Below are 15,763 nucleotides of genomic sequence, written 5' to 3' on the forward strand. Positions count from 1 at the left end.
GGCCGGCTATACCTCTAGGACCTCTGTGTCAGGTCTCGTCCTTCTTGGCTCGCGTCGTGGCCCGTCGCGGGGCGCTTCGACGCGGTGTCGCCGCAGTCCCCTCCGGCTGCGCCTTGGACTTTTTCCCGGCCTTGGGGGGAACTTTCTGCGGCCCGTCGGACGGTTCCGTCGAGGAGGCTGCGCTGGGCTCCAGCGTCGGCTCCGGCAATTCGGGTCGTGGACGCGGCGGCGCCTTGAATACCACGGTGGACAAAGGCGGGAGCATCACGTTCAGGCTGTGGGAGTGGCCGTGCCAGGCAATGTCCTCGGCCTGAACCTGCCCCATGTTCCCCAGCCCACTGCCACCATAGACCTGCGCATCCGAATTGAGCACCTCGGTCCAGGGCCCCTCCCAGGGCACGCCCAGGCGATAGGCCGAACGGGGCACCGGGGTGAAGTTGGAGACAAACAGCAAGGCCTGTTCTGGGTCTTCCTGGTCATAACGGAGAAAACTCACGATGCTGTGGTCGGCGTCGTGACAATCGACCCACTTGAAGCCCCAGGGATGATAGTCTCCCGCTGAGAGGGCCTTTTCTGCCGTGAGCAGCCGGTTCAGGTCGCGTGACCAGTTGGAGAGCCCCAGGTGGGCGGGTTCTTGCAGCAGGTGCCAGGCCAGGGAGGTGTCGTGGTTCCATTCCCACCACTGGCCGAATTCCTGTCCCATGAAGAGCAGCTTTTTGCCGGGGTGGCCCGTCATATAACCAAGTAACAGGCGTAGATTGGCGAGCTTTTGCCAGTCGTCGCCCGGCATCTTGCCAGACATCGAGCGTTTCAGGTGGACGACCTCGTCGTGCGAGAAGGACAGCACGTACCGCTCCGAGTAGGCGTACATCATCGAGAAGGTCAGCCGGTTGTGGTGGTAGCGACGGTAGACCGGGTCGGTGGCCATGTAGTCGAGCATGTCGTGCATCCAGCCCATGTTCCACTTGAAGGTGAAGCCCAGTCCGCCTTCGGCCGGTGAACCCGTCACGCGCGGCCAGGCCGTGCTTTCTTCGGCGATGGTGATCGCTCCGGGACATTGCTGCGCGATGACCTCGTTGAAATGTCTCAGGAAGCCAATCGCATCCAGGTTCTCGCGTCCCCCGAAGGCGTTCGGCACCCAATCTCCCTCGGAGCGGCCGTAATCCAGGTACAGCATCGAAGCCACCGCATCGACCCGCAACCCATCGATGTGATACTCACGGAGCCAGAACATGGCGCTGGCGATCAGGAAATTCGCGACCTCGCGACGCCCGTAGTTGAAGATGAACGTATTCCAGTGCGCGTGGAGCCCTTGGCGGGGATCCTGGTGCTCGTAAAGGTGGGTCCCGTCGAAATAGGCCAGACCGTGCTCGTCCCGAGGGAAATGGGCGGGCACCCAGTCGAGGATGACCCCCACGCCGGCTTGATGCAGCGTGTCGATCAGGTACTTGAGATCGTGAGGGCTTCCAAAGCGGGCCGTGGGGGCAAAGTAGGCCGTGGTTTGGTAGCCCCACGACCCGTAGAAGGGATGTTCCGTGATGGGCAAGAGTTCGACGTGGGTGTAGCCCATCTCGGCCGCGTAAGCGGCCAATTGGGGGGCCATATCTCGATAGCTCAGCCAATTGCCATCGGCGCCACGTCGCCACGAACCCAGATGAACCTCGTAGATGGAGATGGGGGCCTCGGGGGCCTGTCTGGCGGCTCGTCCCTCCATCCAGGCGCCATCGCCCCAGGCATAGCCTGCCAGGTCCGTGAGCACGGAGGCGGTTCCCGGAGGTTGCTCGGTGGCGAAAGCGTAAGGGTCGGCCTTGGCCACATAGTGGTTGCTGGCGCCTGAGATGATGGAGAATTTGTAGCGGGCTCCAGCGCTTGGAGCCGTGAAGAAGCCACTCCAGATGCCAGCCGCCGGATCGAAGCTCAGCGCGTGCTGGCCGTGCTGCCAGAGGTTCCAATCGCCGATCACCGAAACTTCCCGCGCATTGGGGGCCCACACGGCGAAGTACCACCCGCGCTCCCCGTCCCGTTCCATCGGGTGGGCGCCCATCTTCTCGTAGGCGAGATAGTGGCAGCCCTGGTTCAACAGGTAGAGATCGAATGGGGTCAGTTCCGGGCTCACCGGAACGACGGATTCAGCAGGCTTGGGGGTCTTCTTGCGGGACTTGGTGGTCATGGTTGGTTATCCTCGGCGGCGCGACGGGCATTGAGCAGCACCAGAGACCGTTCTGACAGATCGTAACGGTCTCCAGGCCTTCTCAGCAATGGAGCAGGAGACTCGACGGCGGTGTCGAGCAACACCTCCCAGGCGCCATAGCCGGGAGCGACGGGCAAAGCGAAGGGAATCGCATCGTGGTGAGCGTTCAGCATCAGGAAAAGCGAATCTCCGCGGATGGGACGACCTTCGGGGTCCGTTTCTGAGATGGCATCCCCCATGAGGCGCAACCCCAGGCAGCGGACGAAATCTTGTTTCCAACTGGAGGTGGTCATTTCGCGGCCGGACGGCTCGAACCAGGTCATATCCTTGACGTTCGAGCCAGGGATGACCCGACCCTTCCAGAAACGCCGACGGCGCAAAACCGGGTGCTCGCGACGCAAGGCGAGACAGCGACAGACGAAGTCGAAGAAGCGGCGCTGCTCATCTGAAACCAGCCAGGGCTGCCAGGCCAGTTCATTGTCCTGGCAATAGGCGTTGTTGTTCCCGCGCTGGGAGCGTGCATACTCGTCGCCCCCGCTGATCATGGGAACCCCCTGGGAGAGCAGCAGACTGGCCATCAGGTTACGCATCTGTTGGCCGCGCAGCGCCAGGATCGCTTCTTCCAGCGTTTCGCCTTCTACCCCGCAATTCCAGCTATTGTTGTGGTTTTCACCGTCGCGATTGTCTTCCCGGTTGGCGGCATTGTGCTTGTGGTTGTAGGTCACCAGGTCGCGCATGGTGAAACCGTCGTGGCAGGTGATGAAGTTGATGCTGGCGTGGGGCGCCCGGCCGTCGTCCTGGTAGAGGTCCGGGCTGCCGGCCAATCGCAAGGCCAACTGCGGCGCCAGACCGCCGTCCCCTTTCCAGAACCGTCGAAGGGTGTCGCGATACTGCCCGTTCCATTCCGTCCAGCCGACCGGAAAGTTGCCCACCATGTATCCGCCCTCTCCGAGATCCCACGGTTCTGCGATCAGCTTGACCTGCGAGAGCACCGGGTCCTGGTGAATGATGTCGAAGAAGGACGACAGACGGTCGACGGCAAAGAGTTCTCGCGCCAACGCACTGGCCAGGTCGAAGCGGAATCCGTCGACATGCATCTCCTGCACCCAGTAGCGCAACGAGTCCATGATGAGTTGCAACACGCGAGGGTGTTGCATGTTCAGCGTGTTGCCACAGCCCGTAAAGTCCTGGTAGTAGCGGCGATTCCCGTCTACCAGGCGGTAATAGCACGCGTTGTCGATGCCGCGCAGCGAAAGCGTCGGGCCCAGTTCGCTGCCTTCGCAGGTGTGGTTGTAGACGACGTCCAAGATCACTTCGATGTTCGCGGCGTGCAGCCGTTTGACCATGGCTTTGAATTCGTTCACCGCGTCCTGCGGCGTTGCGCCGCTGGCGTAGCGCACATCTGGAGCGAAGTAGCCCAGCGTGTTGTAGCCCCAGTAATTGCTCAGGCCATGTTTGACCAGATGTCCATCGATGGCATGCTGATGCACCGGAAGCAATTCCACGGCCGTCACGCCAAGCTGCTTCAGGTGGGCGATCGCCGCATCAGAGGCCACCCCGAGGTAGGTTCCTCGCTCGGCCACAGGCACCTGCGGGTTCAGGCGGGTGAACCCGCGCACGTGGGTTTCATAGATGACGGTGTCGTGCCAGGGCACCTGGGGAGGGCGATCGCCCTCCCAGTCGAAGTGGGGATCGACCACCACCGCCAGCGGCGCAAACGGGGCGTTGTCCCGTTTGTCGAAGGCCAGATCGACCTCGGCGTGGCCGAGCGGATAAGAGAAGATTTCATCGGACCAGCACAACGATCTCCCAACAGCCCGCGCGTAGGGGTCGATCATCACCTTGTTGGCATTGAAGCGGTGCCCCTGCTTGGGCTTGAAGGGGCCGTGGACGCGGTAACCGTATAGTTGCCCCGGCCGGACGTCCGGCAGGTAGGCGTGCCAGACCATATCCGTGCGTTCGGTCAGCGGGATGCGGCTCGTCTCACGCAGGGCCTGAGGGCTGTCAAACAGGCAGAGGTCAACGCCCGTAGCATATTCCGAGAAGATGGCGAAATTGGTGCCTCGCCCATCCCAGGTGGCCCCCAGGGGATATGATTTACCGGGCCAAACGCGCACGCAGGAGTCTCCCCGCCAGAGGCCGGCACGGTCCCCACCTGCGCCAGCCGGGCGTTCATGTATACCACGACGCCCGGCCACCCGCATGCGGACTAAAACGGAAGCGCCGATTCCGGACGGGCGTCACGCGCGCGTGGGCGCGGCAGGTAGCTGAATTCTCGCAGGGTCAGTTCGATGCCTTGGCGCATCACGGGGCTGCCGTCCGCCAAACTCAGGTCACGCAGCGCGTAACTGTGGGTCGTCGGGATCGCGTGTTCCAGCAAGAATCGCTCGCCTTTCTCCAGATTGGCGAGGCTCTCGGCCGTTCCACCGAACGCCACCAGGTCATAGAAGTCGGCTTGCGCTTCGCTTTCGTGGGGACGCTTGAAATGGTTGTAGGCCACTCTGACCCGGAGGTACGGGAGGCCGGCGGCACTCTGGCGCAGGCCTTCGCGCGTGTCCACCACGCTCACCAGGCCGTGGGCGTAAAGGAGGTCGCCCTCATCGTGCCACTCCACCCGGCGAGCCTCACGAACTTCCAGGGACAGTTGGGGTTGGGTCACTTCCTTGCCCTGGCTTCCTGTGACCGGCGCCCGGGTGGCGGGATCGAGCAGCGGCACTTGCTGCAGGCGGAGCAGGCCCGTCAGGAGCAAGTGTGTGCCTTTGGTGTGGCGGGAAGCAAAGGCGGTGAAGGCCTCTGGCGAATGGAAGCGCAGTTGCACCGAGTCGCTTTGTGGCGCGTCTTTGCCACGACGACGGACCGTCAGGGTGGCCGTTTGCCGTTTGGTGTTGAGCGTGTCGAGCATCCCGGAGAGCACAATCTTCATGGTCTATCCCTTCGGAGCGTCCCAGTGGCGAACAGAGTCACCAGACCTGGGGGAGGATCACGCATTCAGAGATAGAACGGATGTTTGATTGGCTTGCGCGGGTCAAAAAGCGACCGAAAACTGGTGAAACCCTGACACCGACAGGTTTTTTTCGACTTGGGGCTGGTTGCGTGTCAAGGTAGCGTTACGCGGCCCATGGGCCGCGAGCAGAGCGGTCTGCCGCGATGGGGGGCGCAAGTTTCAAACGGGCCAAACGGAGGCGATCAGTTGACGGGCGGCCACTTCCGGGGTCAGGCGGCGGGAGAGAATGTCATCGAGGAGCGATTCCTCGCCAGACTTGCTCACCCGGGCGCGCAACTGCGCTTGGAGCAGGCGATCGGCCTCGCGCCAAAGTGATCGCCTGGCCCGGACTTGCCGGGCGGTCGCCAGACGGGCGTCCTGCTGGAGCCATTCCCGATGACGCAGCATCGCCGCACAGGCCTCGTCAACGCCCAGTGCTTCGGCCGAGGTTGCGCTGACCAGCACCACCGGCGGGCGCCAGGTTTGGGCGCTCCAAGAGACCAGATCGAGATAACCCTCGATTTCCGCCGCCGCCTGCCGGGCACCCGGCAGATCAGCCTTGTTCAAGAGAAAGACCTGCGGCACCTCCATGATGCCGGCCTTCACGGCCTGAATGCCGTCCCCGAGGTGGGGTGGTTGAACGAGCACGGTGGTGTCCGCGAGTTCCGCGATCTCGATCTCAGATTGGCCCACCCCGACCGTCTCGATCACGATCACGTCGAAGCCCGCCGCATCAAGCACGTGGATGGCCGATTCCGTGGCCGTCGCGACCCCACCGAGGTGCCCCCGATTGCTCATCGAGCGCACATACACGCCGGGGTCAGCGGCCAACCCCGCCATGCGGATGCGATCCCCCAGAATCGCCCCTCCGCTGAAGGGGCTGGCGGGATCGACGGCGACCACAGCAAGGGTGAAGCCGCGCTGGCGTATGGCCTCTGCCAAGCGATCCACCAGGGTGCTCTTGCCAGCGCCTGGAGGTCCCGTGATCCCGATCGTCCAGGCCTTGCCCGTGTGAGGGAAGAGCAGGGCCAGCAGTTCACCAGCCTGAGGATGGCCATCCTCCAAGTAAGAGATGGCGCGGGCGATCGCACGCGGTCGGGCGGCGAGCACCGCCGTTGCGATCGCCCCCAGGTCTGTCATCGCACGCCCAGATAGTTCGACCCGATCACGAGCCGTTGGATTTCGCTGGTGCCTTCGTACAGTTCCGTGATCTTGGCATCGCGCATGTAGCGTTCGACCTCGTATTCCCGCACGAATCCGTAACCACCGTGCAACTGGACGGCGCGGTTGGCTGCCCAGGAGGCCACCTCCGAGGCAAGCAATTTGCCCATGGACGCCACCATGTTGAACTTCTCGCCGGCGTCTTTCAGCTCCGCGCCGTAGCGCACCAGCAAGCGGGCGGCTTCGATCTCGGTGGCCATTTCGGCCAGCATGAACTGGACGCCTTGGAAGTCGGCGATTTTCTGCTTGAACTGCTCTCGTTCCTGCGTGTACTTCAAGGCCTTGATGAAGGCGCCGTGCGCGATCCCGATGGCCTGTGCGCCAATGCCGATGCGGCCGCCGTCAAGGGTGGCGAGGGCAACCTTGAAGCCCTGACCCTCTTCACCCAGCCGGTTGGCGGCCGGCACGCGGAGGTTTTCGAAGAACAGGGCCCGCGTGTCAGAGGCGCGAATGCCCATCTTTTCTTCCTTCTTGCCGACCACGAAGCCGGGAGAGGCGGTGTCGACAATAAAAGCACTGATGCCCTTGTTGCCCTTGGACAGATCGGTGGAGGCAAAGACGATCGCGACCTTGGAGAAGGAACCGTTCGTGATGAAGACCTTGCCGCCATTCAGGATGTAGTCATCGCCGTCGCGGACCGCCGTGGTGCGCAAGGAGCCGGCATCCGACCCGCTGTTGGGTTCGGTCAGGGCGAAGCAACCGAGCCATTCCCCGGTCGCCATCCGAGGCAGCCAGGCCTGCTTTTGCGCTTCCGTCCCGAACAGGGCGATCGGCTTCATCGCCAGCGAGATGTGGGCGTCCATGATCACGCTGGTGGTGGCACAGGTTTCGGCGAACACCTCGCTCATGATGGCGAACGAGACGTAATCGGAGCCGCCCCCGCCGTAGGCTTCCTCGATGGGAAGGCCGAGCACACCAGCGTCGCGCATCGCCTGGATGTTGTCCCAGGGGATCTCCTCGGTATGGTCGATCTCCATGGCCCGGCCGGCAAACTGTCCGTAGGCCAGCTCCGCCATCATGTCGCGGGCCATGCGCTGTTCTTCATTGAGGTAGCTGTCGGCCAGTTTTTCAAAGTGGTCCGTCATCGACTGAATGTTGCGCCAGATGACCAGCTTCTGGATTTCACTGGTGCCCTCGTAAATCTCGGTGATCTTGGCGTCCCGGTAATGGCGTTCGACGGGGAATTCATCCGTGTATCCGTAGCCCCCGTGGATCTGCACCGCCTCGTTGCAGATCTCCCGGCAGGTCTTGGAGGCATACAGCTTGGCCATGGAGCCCGCCAGGGTGTGAGGCCGGCCGTCATTGCGCAGCTGGGCGGCCTTTTGAACCAGCAATCGGGCGGCCTGAAGACGGGTGGCCCCATCCGCGAACTTCCACTGGATGGCCTGGAACTTGGCGATCGACTGGCCGAATGACTCCCGCTCCAGCGCAAACCGCTTGGCCGCCTCCAGCGCGGCGGTGGCAATGCCGACGGCCTGGGCCGCGATGCCGATCCGGCCGGAATCCAGCGCCCGCATCGCGATGGTGAACCCACCTCCCAGGCTCCCGAGGATCTGGGCGTCTGTCACCCGCACCTGATTCAGGACCAGGTCACGCGTGTCACTGCTGCGCACACCCATCTTGTGCGTGACGCGACCCACCTCGAGCCCCGGCGTGCCGGCTTCCACGATGAAGCACGTGATGCCCTTGGGGCCAGGCTCGTCGGCGTTGGTTCGGGCAAACACCAGGAAGGCCTGGGCATAGCCTGCGTTGGTGATCCACTGCTTGGTGCCGCTCAAGACCCATCCATCCCCGTCACGGACCGCTTTGGCTTGCAGATGGCCCGCATCCGAACCATGACCGGGTTCCGTCAGCGCGTAGGCGCCGATCCACTCGCCGGTGGCCATCTTGGGGAGGTAACGGGCTTTTTGCTCCTCGCTGCCGAAGGCTGCGATCGTCATGGCCACGGCGGAGACGTGCACGGAATAGGCACAGCCGACCCCCGCGTCTGCCTTGGCAATTTCCTCGACCGCCAGGATGTAGTCCTGAACCGACCCGCCGCCCCCGCCGTACTGTTCGGGCAGAGGAATTCCGAGCAGTCCCAGCCGACCCATTTCCCGGAAAGTGTCCACCGGGAAGACGGCTTCGCGGTCCCAGCGGGCGGCATGAGGGGCCAGTTCGCGTTCTGCGAACGAGCGAACCATTTCAATCAAAGCGTTCGAGTGACTTTCAACAGCGGTGGCGCACATCGGCTAGACCTCGCGATCGTGAGACGTCCGCTTCGTTGCGGCGTGTCTCCCCAAGGGGAATGCGGGGGCGACGCCTGAACCCGAAGACCAGGCACCGCCGACGCGCCAGGTAAGCCACAGGGGGCTGGACCCGGAAAGTAGCGTCCAACTGCATTATACCGCAGTCTGCCGGTGTTCGGACGGCGACCCGGCCAGCACTTTCTCGCGCTGGACGGGAAAAAGAATCGGCCGAAGGGGTAGGCTTCGGGTGCTTGGGGTAAGAACATGAAAACGGCGCTTGATTGGGATCGCAGGCGGTCGTCGCCACGTGGCTTGAAGAAGCGTGGCCAAGGGCCGTGTCCGGAGGCACTTCCGCTTGGTGCAGCATACGGGGCCTGGCACACAGATCGAGGAGATCCGCTCCCTGCTGAAGCAGCTCGAGGGGCATCTGGATCGGCTTGACCCCGTGGCGTCGGAATTTGCGTCGAGCGGCGCCCCCTCAGCGGAAGACCGCGTGGCTCAGGTGACCGAGTTTGCCGCGTCTGTGGGCGGGGCCTTGGACATCTCGCAGGTGCTGGATCGGGCCTTGACGGCCTTGCTGCCGATCGCGGGGGCGGAGCGGGCTTTCTTGACACTGCGGGACTCCGACAAGACCTTTGTCGACCGTCTGCGCGCCAGCAACCAGGCTGACGGCAACGCCTGGATCTATCAAAAGATTGCGCGCTTGGTCGTGGACCGGGTGTTTGAGCATGGCCAGATGGTCCTGCTCGACGACGTGTCGCAGCAGGCCGACATTGCCGAGGAGGCTGCGGCCTACGATGTTCCCCTGTCGAGTCTGCTGGCCCTGCCCCTGAGGGAAGGCGATCGCCTCGATGGCGTGCTGTACTTCGACCGCTCGGACGGGGTTCCCTTTCCTCGGCGCGACCTCAAGCTCTTTCAGGCGCTGGGGCAGATCATCACGCGGGCCGGGCAAGCCGTGCGCAGCATGGCCGAACAGACGGCCAGGCGCCAGAACCTGGAATTGCTGAACAAACTCTACCAGGCCATTTCCCGCACGCTGGAACTGGACCAGTTGTTGGATCAGGTGGCCGCCATCACGATGGACGTCACGCAGTCTGAGCGTGCCTTCATTCTGCTGATGAACAACGGTCAGCTGCGCTTCGGGGCAGGACGCGATCATGGGGGGCCGTTGAACGCTCAGGCCAGCCGCGAGATCTCCCGCAGCGTCTGCCAGAAGGTACTTCAGACCCAAGAAGGCGTCTATGTCCTGGATACCGCCTCTGATGAGGAGTTCTCCAGCAAGTTGTCGGTGGTCAGCTTGAAGCTGAACTCGGTGGTGGCCGTGCCGTTGAAGGGCCAGCAGGGACTGTCCGGCATTCTCTACATCGACGCCAAGTCCACCGCCATGCAATCCCTTGAAAAGGAGATGGCGATTCTCACCAACATCGCCAATGTGGCCAGCCTCGCCATCGACAATGCGAGGCTTTATCGCCAGGCCACCACGGATGGCCTGACCTCCTTGTACGTGCGCTCCTTCTTCATGGTCCGGATGGAGGAGGAGGCCAACCGTTCCGCTCGGTACGGGCGGATGTTTTCGCTGCTGGTGCTCGATATCGACCATTTCAAGCGGTTCAACGACACCTACGGGCATCAGACGGGCGATGAGGTGATCAAGCTGGTGGCCCACATCATCAAGCGAGCGATCCGACAGGGGCTCGACATCCCAGGCCGCTACGGTGGGGAGGAATTGGTGTTGATGTTGCCGGAAACCAATGCCGACGGCGCGATGATCGTGGCAGAACGGATTCGGCAAAATATTGAAAACACGCCATTGCCCGGCCCCAACGGCGAGAGCTTGCGCGTGACCGTGTCGGTCGGTGTGGGGGTCTTCCCGGTCCACGGGGGCACGGCCACCCAACTGTTCGAGCGCGCCGACCAGGCGCTTTATCACAGCAAGCAGAACGGCCGCAATCGTTGTTCGCTTGCGGCCGTTCCTCCTCCCACCGCCTGACGGCGGCCCGTGTCTCAGCGCCCGGCTGCTACCGGGGCCGCGTCGTAGCGGAACACACCTTCGCCGGTTTTGCGACCAAACAGGCCTGCTCGCACGTATTTGCGCAGCAACGGGCAGGGGCGATATTTGTCATCGCCCAGTTCCGCGTGTAGCACCTCCATGATCGACAGGCAGGTGTCGAGGCCGATAAAGTCCGCCAGGGTGAGCGGGCCCATCGGGTGGTTCATGCCCAACTTCATCACCGTGTCGATGTCCTCGGCATTCGCCACCCCTTCGTGAAGGGCGAAAAACGCCTCATTGATCATCGGCAGCAAGACCCGGTTGCTGACGAACCCCGCGGCGTCGTTGACCGTCACCGGGGTTTTTCCGAGTTCCCTTGCCAGCCTCATCACCGTGGCATGCACCTCGTCAGAGGTTTTGAGGCCCCGGATGACTTCCACCAGCTGCATCAGGGGCACCGGGTTCATGAAGTGCATGCCGATGAAGCGACTCGGATGGGCCACGACCGCGGCCATTTGGGTGATCGGGAGTGAGCTGGTATTGGACGCCAGAATGGCGTCGGGCCGGACCAGGTCGCTGAGTTCCCGGAATAAGGCCAGTTTCACGTCCAGATTCTCGACGATGGCTTCCACGACCAGATCGCAGCTGGCCAGAGCGCTGAGGTCCTGGCTGTAGCTCAACCGCGCAATCGCCGCGTCCCGTTGTTCCGGAGCCAGCTTTCCCTTATCGACGAATTTGCCCAGGCTTCCGGCGATGCCCTTGGCTGCGCGTTCCAGCTGTCCCGCGTGCGCGTCGTAGACGGTGACACGGAAACCGCTGGTCGCGAAGACCTGGGCGATCCCTGAACCCATTTGCCCGGCCCCGATGAGGCCCACGTGGTCGATCGTCATGTTGCACGTACTCCTAGCGTTGAAGGTTTTCGAGGATGACCGCGTCGCCTTGCGCGGCCCCGGAACAGATGGCGGCCGCCCCGTAGCGGCCCTTGCTGGCAATCAACTGGTGGGTCAGGGTGGCCACGATGCGGGCGCCACTGGCTCCGATGGGGTGCCCCATGGCCACGGCCCCGCCGTTCACATTGACGCGTTCGGGGTCTGCTCCGAGCAACTTGGTGCTGGTCAGGGCGACGGCCGCGAAGGCCTCATTGATCTCGATCCGGTCGAGGGCGTCCAGGCCCAGACCGGCCTTGGACAGCGCCTTCTGAATGGCCAGGGCCGGCACCGTGTGGAGGTAGGGCGCTTCCTGGCCGACCATGGCGTGGGCGACGATCGCCGCCAGCGGGGTGAGCCCGCGCCGAGCGGCTTCCTCTTCGGACATGAGAACCAACGCGCCGGCGCCGTCATTCACGCCCGGGGCGTTGCCCGCCGTGATCGTCCCATCGGCGCCGAAGGCCGGCTTGAGCTTGGCCAGTTTCTCGGCGGTTGTGTCGGCCCGGATGCTCTCATCTCGTGTGAACGCCACCGTTTCACCCTTGCCGGCGGGCACGGCCACCGAGATGACCTCGTTGGCAAATGCACCCGCCTCCCACGCCGCGTGAGCCCGCTGATGTGAGCGAGCGGCCCAGGCGTCCTGGGCTTCGCGACTGATCTCGTATTCTCGCGCCACCGTGGAGCCGTGTACCCCCATGTGAACGTCGTGGAAAGCGCACCAGAGCCCATCGCTGATCATCGAATCAAGCAACTCGCCGTGACCCATGCGGTAACCGCCCCGAGCCTTCTTCAGCAGGTAGGGGGCGTGGGTCATGGATTCCATCCCACCGGCGACCATGACGCGGCCTTCATCGGCTCTCAGGAGGGTGTCCGCCAGCGTGACAGCGCGCAGACCGCTGGCGCACACCTTGTTGATGGTCAAGGCTGACGCGGTGACCGGGATGCCCGCCTTGATGGCGGCCTGGCGGGCGGGAATTTGGCCCACGCCGGCCTGCAGCACGGTACCCATCAGGACGTTGTCGACATCCGCGGGGGCGACGCCGGCACGCCGAAGGGCTTCCTGGATGACCATCGAACCGAGGTCCACGGCGGTCAAAGGGGACAACGCGCCCGATAATTTGGCGAAGGGGGTGCGGATGGCACTGACGATGACGGTACGGCCCATGGTGTGCTCCTGGTCTGTGGCGTCGGGTTCAAGACTGGCTTCCGGCCGACGCCGAAGGGGACGTGGGGGGGGATGCGGTGGCGGCTCGCGAGAGGCGCAACCAGGTCTCGATCCGGGCCTGGGTGGCTCCGGATGCAAAGCAAGCGGCAAAGGCGCGCTGCTCCGCCTCGAAGTTGAAAGGGGCATGCGCGCGAATGGCCGCCTTGATCGCGCCCAGCGCCGTGACGTCCAGGCGAACCAGGCGCGCCAACCAATCGGTCAAGGCGGCGTCCAGCTCCGGTCCGGCGGCCACGCCGTGAGCCAGGCCCCATTCCGCCGCACGGATGGCGGGGACAGGCTCGCAGGCCATCATCATCCAGCTCGCCCGGCCTTCCCCGACCAAACGGGGCAAGCGTTGTGTCCCACCCCAGCCGGGTAACAGACCCAGCTCAGCCGCGCGGTAGTGTAACTGGGCGCGCGTTTCCAGCAAGCGAAAATCGCAGGCCAAGGCCAGTTCCACGCCGCCGCCGAAGGCGGGGCCCGGCAGCACCGCGATCGTCGGGACCTCCAGCTGGGCCAGCGCGAGGGTGGTGGCCTGGCCGGCCTGGCTGAAGGCGATCGCCGCCTCCGGCTGCAAGCGGGCCAGTTCGCGGAGGTCGGCTCCCGCCGAGAAGGCGCGCGACCCCTCGGCCGTCAACACGACGGCCCGCAGCGCCGGTTGCCCCGCCAATTGTTGGAGCACCTCGCGCAGCTCAGCCATCGCTTGGAGCGACAGCACGTGGAGACCGTCCGAGCTGGACAGGGTCAAGAATGCCACGTCATCCCGGTGGCTGACCTTCGTACGCGTAGCCATGCTCTGCCTTTGAGCGGTGGGGCCGACGCCGAATTATACCAGGTCGGAACGAAGGGCCGGGGAAGGGTCAGGGCTTGGGGGATGCCGGCAGCTCGGCGCCCCGCGTGGCCTTCAACCGGATGGCCTTGGCGTAGACCGTCACCGTGGTGGTGGTGAGGATACCGGGCGCGCCCCAGGTCTGCACCTCATAGCGCGGCGCGACCAGCGCATCTGCTCCCGCCGCGCTCTTGATGGCTTGAAAATGCGCCATGCGGTAGGCCGAGTTCAGGAACCAGTCCTTGAACCCCCAACCTCCTGGCAGGAATTCGCCTTCATATTGCGTCTGGTTGTTGAGTTCAAAAAACAGAAAGTAGGTGGCCTTCCCGGAGCCTTTGACGTCCCCGACGATTTCGTACTGGTCGGGCGTCAACGGGGCCAGCTGGAGGTGGCCGATCTGCGCCTCGCGCATGGCGCTGTAATTGAACGTGCAGCCGGCGCTGAACGCGACGGTGGTCAGCAGGGCGAACGCGCGAAGCTGGGAAAGGAAGGACACGACACTCACCTCGTCACCCGAGCTGTCGGTGGGCGAAATTGCCGATGACGCCAGGCCGGGCCCCCGATCCTGGACAATCCTGCCACGTTCGTCAAGGTCGGCGCCTTTTGCTATCATAAGCGCGGTCTCGCCAGGCGCGGCGTCATCCCGCGCCATTGTTTGGAAGTTGCCGATGGTGCTGCCCGATTCCTGCCTCAAAGGCGCGCTCGCGCTCTCGATTTTCCTGGCCTCGCTGAGCGGGGTGTCAGAGGTGAGGGCGGAGACGGTCTACAAGAAGGACGGCACCCAGGTGCGCGGCAAGATCGTCAAGGAGGATGACAGCACCTTGGTGGTCGATACGCCGGAGGGCAAGCGCAAGGTACTGAAAAAAGACATCGAGTTGCTGCCCCCCGTTTCACCGGAAATGGCCATGATGCTCGGGTTGCTATTGTCCGGCGGAGGGCACCTGTACCTCGGCACCAACGACAAGGCGCTGATGTACCTGGGATTGGGGGCGGTGGTCGGGGGATTGACCGCGGCCTCGATCCGGATGATTCGCCCGGTGACTTCCACCGGTCCACAACTGGCTGTTGGCGCCTTGATCGGCTATTCGATTCCGTGTCTGCTGGGCGCGTTCGATGCCATGGGGGCGGCCCGCATCCGCCAGGACCAGCCGCGCTTTCACATCGACTATTGACGCGCGGGCGGTCACGGACGCACTTCGGCAAGAAAGGCGTGCGCAGATGTTTCTGACGGTCACCCTGAACGCAGCCATCGACAAGACGCTCACCTTATCGGCCCTGACGCCGGGTGGGTTGCATCGTCCCGTGTCGGCCGTTTCCCTGGCGGGCGGAAAAGGCATCAACGTGTCTCGTGCCCTGCGAACGCTGGGCGAAGCCACGCTCGCCACCGGGTTGGTGGCCGGCGTGACGGGGGAGGCGATCGTCACCCTGTTGTTGCGAGAAGGAATCCCGCAGGCCTTTCACGCCGTCAGTTCGGGCGAAAGCCGGACTTGCATTGCCCTGCTCCACCATCGCGATGCGCATCCCTTCACCGAAATCAACGAGGTGGGCCCACCGGTCGCGGAAGCCGACTATGAGGCCTTCGTGCAGTATCTGGCCCCGCTTGTTCGCAACTGTGAATGGCTGGTGTTGAGTGGCAGCCTGCCTCCCGGCCTGGGCCCAGAGGCTTACACGCGCCTGATCCGGGCGGCCAAGGCCGGCGGCAAGCGGGTTTCGTTGGACACCAGCGGACCGGAACTGCCAGCGCTGCTCACGTCCGAGCTGGACGTCTTGAAACCCAATCAGGCCGAGGCGGAGGGCATCGTGGGCCGTTCGTTCGACCTGGCGGAGGTCCCCGGCGTGGTCGCCGAACTGCTCGACCGTGGTCCTCGCCTGGTGGCGCTGACCATGGGGGCCGCGGGCGCTGCCTTTGCCACCCACGACGAGGCCTGGTGGCTGCCGGCGCCGGCCGTCGAGGTGGTCAACCCGATCGGCTCTGGGGATGCGTGTCTGGCGGCACTGCTGTCGCGCTTGCAGCGTGGCGAGGCACTGGCAGAGGCGGCCCGTTGGGGGGTGGCGGCTGGTTCCGCCAATGCGATGGTGTCCGGTGCCGCCGCCTGCTACCTGTCCGACGTGGAGGCCTTGCTGCCCCGGATCCGACCCGTTCCCCTGGATGCGCTGGTGCTTCCAACGGGAGCGCGCGCTTGAAGGCCGT

At 64.1% G+C, this 15,763-nt stretch carries 12 protein-coding genes; 3 read left to right on the top strand and 9 right to left on the bottom strand.

Annotated features, from left to right (window positions below):
• Nucleotides 1-28: 28 nt before the first annotated feature.
• From glgB to VKP62_02555, 5 genes are all read right to left on the bottom strand, one after another.
• The gene (gene glgB, locus VKP62_02535) at nt 29-2,170 is read right to left on the bottom strand and encodes a 1,4-alpha-glucan branching protein GlgB (protein ID MEB3196057.1); all 2,142 of its coding nucleotides are present in this window, start codon (nt 2,168-2,170) and stop codon (nt 29-31) included.
• Nucleotides 2,167-4,308, bottom strand: coding sequence for a glycogen debranching protein GlgX (gene glgX, locus VKP62_02540; GenBank protein MEB3196058.1), 2,142 nt, complete (start codon nt 4,306-4,308; stop codon nt 2,167-2,169). Before glgX ends, glgB begins: the two co-directional genes overlap by 4 nt.
• A 92-nt stretch (nt 4,309-4,400) precedes the next feature.
• Complete coding sequence (locus tag VKP62_02545) at nt 4,401-5,114, bottom strand: hypothetical protein (protein MEB3196059.1); 714 nt, start codon at nt 5,112-5,114, stop codon at nt 4,401-4,403.
• A 240-nt stretch (nt 5,115-5,354) separates the two neighbouring features.
• The gene (gene meaB / locus VKP62_02550; GenBank protein ID MEB3196060.1) at nt 5,355-6,314 is read right to left on the bottom strand and encodes a methylmalonyl Co-A mutase-associated GTPase MeaB; all 960 of its coding nucleotides are present in this window, start codon (nt 6,312-6,314) and stop codon (nt 5,355-5,357) included.
• Complete coding sequence (locus tag VKP62_02555; protein ID MEB3196061.1) at nt 6,311-8,623, bottom strand: acyl-CoA dehydrogenase family protein; 2,313 nt, start codon at nt 8,621-8,623, stop codon at nt 6,311-6,313. The genes meaB and VKP62_02555 overlap by 4 nt, the downstream gene beginning before the upstream one ends.
• Before the next feature lie 358 nt (nt 8,624-8,981).
• On the opposite strand from VKP62_02555, the gene VKP62_02560 reads away from it, so the two are divergent.
• Nucleotides 8,982-10,613: a diguanylate cyclase gene (locus VKP62_02560; protein ID MEB3196062.1), complete on the top strand. Its 1,632-nt coding sequence runs from the start codon at nt 8,982-8,984 to the stop codon at nt 10,611-10,613.
• A 14-nt stretch (nt 10,614-10,627) separates the two neighbouring features.
• Here the strand turns inward: VKP62_02560 and VKP62_02565 are convergent, their stop codons facing one another.
• From VKP62_02565 to VKP62_02580, 4 genes are all read right to left on the bottom strand, one after another.
• Nucleotides 10,628-11,503 carry a 3-hydroxybutyryl-CoA dehydrogenase gene (locus VKP62_02565; protein MEB3196063.1) on the bottom strand — a complete coding sequence of 292 codons (876 nt, stop codon included), beginning with the start codon at nt 11,501-11,503 and terminating at the stop codon, nt 10,628-10,630.
• A gap of 13 nt (nt 11,504-11,516) precedes the next feature.
• The gene (locus VKP62_02570) at nt 11,517-12,704 is read right to left on the bottom strand and encodes an acetyl-CoA C-acetyltransferase (protein MEB3196064.1); all 1,188 of its coding nucleotides are present in this window, start codon (nt 12,702-12,704) and stop codon (nt 11,517-11,519) included.
• 28 nt (nt 12,705-12,732) lie between these two features.
• Entirely contained in the window at nt 12,733-13,536 is an 804-nt protein-coding gene (locus VKP62_02575) for an enoyl-CoA hydratase/isomerase family protein (protein MEB3196065.1), read from the bottom strand.
• Nucleotides 13,537-13,603: 67 nt separating this feature from the next.
• Nucleotides 13,604-14,068, bottom strand: a complete 465-nt coding sequence (locus VKP62_02580) for a hypothetical protein (GenBank protein ID MEB3196066.1) — start codon at nt 14,066-14,068, stop codon at nt 13,604-13,606.
• 172 nt (nt 14,069-14,240) lie between these two features.
• Here VKP62_02580 and VKP62_02585 point away from each other — a divergent pair, with 172 nt between their 5' ends.
• Both VKP62_02585 and VKP62_02590 read left to right on the top strand, forming a co-directional pair.
• Nucleotides 14,241-14,744 carry a hypothetical protein gene (locus tag VKP62_02585; protein ID MEB3196067.1) on the top strand — a complete coding sequence of 168 codons (504 nt, stop codon included), beginning with the start codon at nt 14,241-14,243 and terminating at the stop codon, nt 14,742-14,744.
• 46 nt (nt 14,745-14,790) lie between these two features.
• Entirely contained in the window at nt 14,791-15,756 is a 966-nt protein-coding gene (locus VKP62_02590) for a 1-phosphofructokinase family hexose kinase (protein MEB3196068.1), read from the top strand.
• Nucleotides 15,757-15,763: the final 7 nt, after the last annotated feature.

The sequence above is a fragment of the Candidatus Sericytochromatia bacterium genome, assembly GCA_035285325.1.
GTDB lineage: Bacteria > Cyanobacteriota > Sericytochromatia > S15B-MN24 > JAQBPE01 > JAYKJB01.